Below are 3,464 nucleotides of genomic sequence, written 5' to 3' on the forward strand. Positions count from 1 at the left end.
GGACAGGATCATGCCTTGCCCCTCCGAAAGATGTGCCTGGCTGCGTTGATCTCCGGTCCGTCCGTGGCGGCAATGACGAGGCGAAGGCTTTTCGTCGCGGAGAGCCTGGTGGGCGATCGCCGCGGCCTCACCTCATCAAGCGCCCGCACCATCCTGGCGTTGGCGGGCCCTGGCTGTCACACTCCAAGGATGCCGATGGTGCCGGGATCCGGAACAGCCTCGGCCATCGCGATGGCATCGCTCTCGATCGAGGTCGCGAGGCGGCAGTAATCGTCTAAGCTAAACATCACGCAGCGTTGATCCTGGGACCACCGGGTGATCACCTCCCAGACGACGTCGTACTCCTCGCAGAGGCCGCGAAATTGCAGGACTTGCATTTGCCCGAAGCGATTGCGGAACGCGGGAAGCCTAAGCATGAGACGGGCAAGCCCGCGTTCTTGAGCCGACATGGAACGCCCTCGTGAACCCACCAGAAGACATAGGTAAGGAACGCATCGGCTACGGCGGAAGGCAGGAACGACGTCGAGTATCACCATTTCGATGGCAAATACTGACACTGAATGCCAATTACCTCAAATGTACTTTGCAGTGCGACCCACAATTTGTGCGTTCGATGCGGCATCGTAGTTAAGCAGGATTTGCCGGGTTCGCAGAAAGCCCGTGTGCCGGGGCTTCGACGGTTCTCCTGACCAATCCAGTCGACTTAGAACTCTGGATATCGTCGCCTTGAGAAGGGCCTTTAAAGAGCGCCACGAGATGGAGCGCCCGAGGCGAGGTACGCGTCGCGTCCGCTTCCGACCGAGATTGGCTGCATCGGCCAGGGCCAGCATCGCAGTGACATTCCGCGGGGTGTCGCCTGTGCCGCCGTGTGGGAAGTAGTCGGCCACCCCCGTCCGCTACACTTCCCTCACGCTCGCGACCAGGAAGTTCGAGAGGGCGGTGTTGGAGGCGGGAGTGTCGGCGCGCAGGAACCTTCCAGCCTGGGCCTCAACAAGCGGGCGGGAGACGGCGATCGCATCGTCCTCGGCGCAGCGACGACCGGGCCGATAACGTGCCCTCGCCCGAACGGCCGACACATGGCGAAGGAGACGATCTCATCATTGCGGATGAGGACGTACCCCTGCAACGCCGACAGCAAGGTTCGCCGTGGATCGAAAGCCAGTACAAGTCGGTGAAGTTCGACTGACGCTGAAACAAAAGTCCGTTCCTCAACCGCATGCGTTGGAGGGTGATTTGAGTGCAACTGGCACCCCCAGTAGCGAATACATCACCATCCGCTCGGAGCCATGGCCGCACGTCCTCTCAGACATCGGCCTAAATGATTCAAAAGAACACGTGAGCACGGCGGGTGGCGGCCCCGACTTTGCGCGTTTCTCACCAGATGGAAGATTCCGCCCCGTCGGGGTGTCTCGCAACGACGGGGCGACAAGGTGCTTAATCAGTAGCGTCACTCTGTGGCGACGGCCGCCGACCCTATAACGCCAATCCAGTCGACCGAGAATCGCGAGATACGCTGTTCCAACAAGAAAATGCCGATCGCCTTGCCTGCGCATGACGAAAACTTCGGCTTGCTTGCGGCTGACGCTACGGGATCTTCTGCACCCGGCAGTGTCACCTTAGGGAAGGGTACCGGGGAGCCTTGGATCAGTGTCAGCTTATCCGCTACCCCGGCTCCTGCCGTCGAAGCGTGTCATGGCGAGGTCGTGCAATGCCGTTTGGTGATCTCGGTAGGCCGCCTGGTCAAGAGACAGGATCAAGCCTTGCCCGTCCGGAAGATCGCATGGCTGCGTTGATCTCCGGGCCGTCCGTGGCAGCAACAACGAAGCGAAGGCTTTCCGTCGCGGAGAGACTGGTGGGCGGCAAATGGGCAAGCGTCGCGGCCCTCACCTCATCAAGCGCCTGCGCCATCCTGGCGACGCGTTTCGAAAAGACGCCCAGACACTCCCTCGCCGTCGTCACAATCACCGCCATGGCCCTATGGATCAGGTAACTGTCCACAAATCCTAGGGGAACGGGAGTAGCGAACGGGAGATTACGCCCGTACGAGGCCGCCAGTCGCCCATGTGCAGTTCAACCCGGGACAAGCCCCGCCTCTGCCAACCAASATCACTGACCCGCACGCGTCGTTTGTGGTCACTCGGCGGGCGTAGCCTCCAGTTAATTACTCCCGCGGGCGCAACTCTTTTCGATAGTGATCGCGACGAAACGTTCGACATGGGGGCCGTTACGATGGATCAAAGCGAGTCGGCTGGCATTCGTCACCTTATGGACGGTCCAGTCGATCGAGCACCCCGCAGCCAGAAAGTTCTCGCTCGTTTAGCGCAGACGTGTCCGCGGCTAAAGCGGCCTTGTGGATTGAACCATCATCACCGGGCCAGGTAACCGCCGCTAAAGGTTTTCGATGAGTATTACCGCGCGAAGGCAGACGGCATGTGACTCGACTGAAGATAGGCAAGAAGAACATTCTCGTGAATAGCGGGCCGATATGGCAGCCGTCCGGTGTCGCCTTACGATTCACATCTACCTGCCGGCCTTGAAGACATGAAGCGCGCGATGCCAGCCAGTATTTATCTAATAGATGACGACATCTCCTTCAGAAACGCAATGATTCTCCTGCTCGAGTCCTCCGGATTTCGGACGAAGTCATACGGAACGGGAGCCGAGATCTTGAACCAGCTTCCCGATAACAAGACTGATGGCTGCATTCTGCTCGATGTGGAAATTCCGGACATCAGTGGTCCTGATCTGCAACTCCGCCTGAAGGAAGCCGGTTCACGATTGCCTGTTATTTTCCTGACGGGGCACGGCGACATTCCAACCAGCGTCCGCACGATCAAGGCCGGCGCGGAAGATTTCCTGACCAAACCGGTATCCAAGGCCGCGCTCTTCGATGCGATCGACCGGGCTCTAGCGCGGTGTCGCGCCGCCAGACACCATGACGATAGTGCTGTATCGCGAGCGGTCAAACTCAGCAGTCTCACCCCTCGGGAGCGCGAGGTCTTCGCTCATGTGGCGAGTGGCCGGATGAACAAGCAGATCGCCTACGCCCTCGGGACTACCATTCGTACCGTCAAGGCCCACCGWAAAAATGTGATGGATAAAATGGCCGCCCGCTCCATTGCCGAGCTTGTGCTCACCGCGGAGCAGCTTGGTCTCATCTCCTAGGGGTGGGCGACCAGTCCGATAGAGCGGCAAGCTGGAGCAGTCGCTCCGGGAGATTAGCCTTGGTCACCAGCAGAGCCCCAGTACAGTTCGAGAGCGCGTAACAGGTGGGCACCGGCCCATAGCCGGCACGGATCCGATCACCTTTATTCACAGGGACTGTCCGGTATTTTGTGTCCGGGGCCATAGTGACGCCGATGGAGGGCGCTCATGGTCATCAAGAAGGACACACTGGATCAGTTGCTTGCGGGACGTGATCCGCGCGATGTTTTCGCCAAGGACGGGCTGGTCGATGAGCTGAA

2 protein-coding genes are annotated in these 3,464 nt (G+C 59.7%); one reads left to right on the forward strand and one right to left on the reverse strand.

The window, feature by feature from the left end:
- Window positions 1–176: 176 nt before the first annotated feature.
- On the reverse strand, window positions 177–449 hold the full coding sequence (locus tag AC1D34_RS35385) for a hypothetical protein (protein ID WP_441509062.1): 273 nt from the start codon (window positions 447–449) through the stop codon (window positions 177–179).
- Window positions 450–2,553: 2,104 nt separating this feature from the next.
- Between AC1D34_RS35385 and AC1D34_RS35390 the strand changes: the two genes are divergently transcribed.
- Window positions 2,554–3,165 (forward strand): response regulator transcription factor, encoded by a 612-nt coding sequence (locus tag AC1D34_RS35390; RefSeq protein WP_476826765.1) that lies wholly within the window; start codon window positions 2,554–2,556, stop codon window positions 3,163–3,165.
- The last annotated feature ends 299 nt before the right edge of the window (window positions 3,166–3,464 follow it).

The sequence above is a fragment of the Allobosea sp. P1_A7 genome, from assembly GCF_056406775.1.

Bases quoted from the DNA above. Each gene is read 5' to 3' on its own strand.
- AC1D34_RS35385 (WP_441509062.1), bottom strand. From the start codon at position 449: ATGTCGGCTCAAGAACGCGGGCTTGCCCGTCTCATGCTTAGGCTTCCC.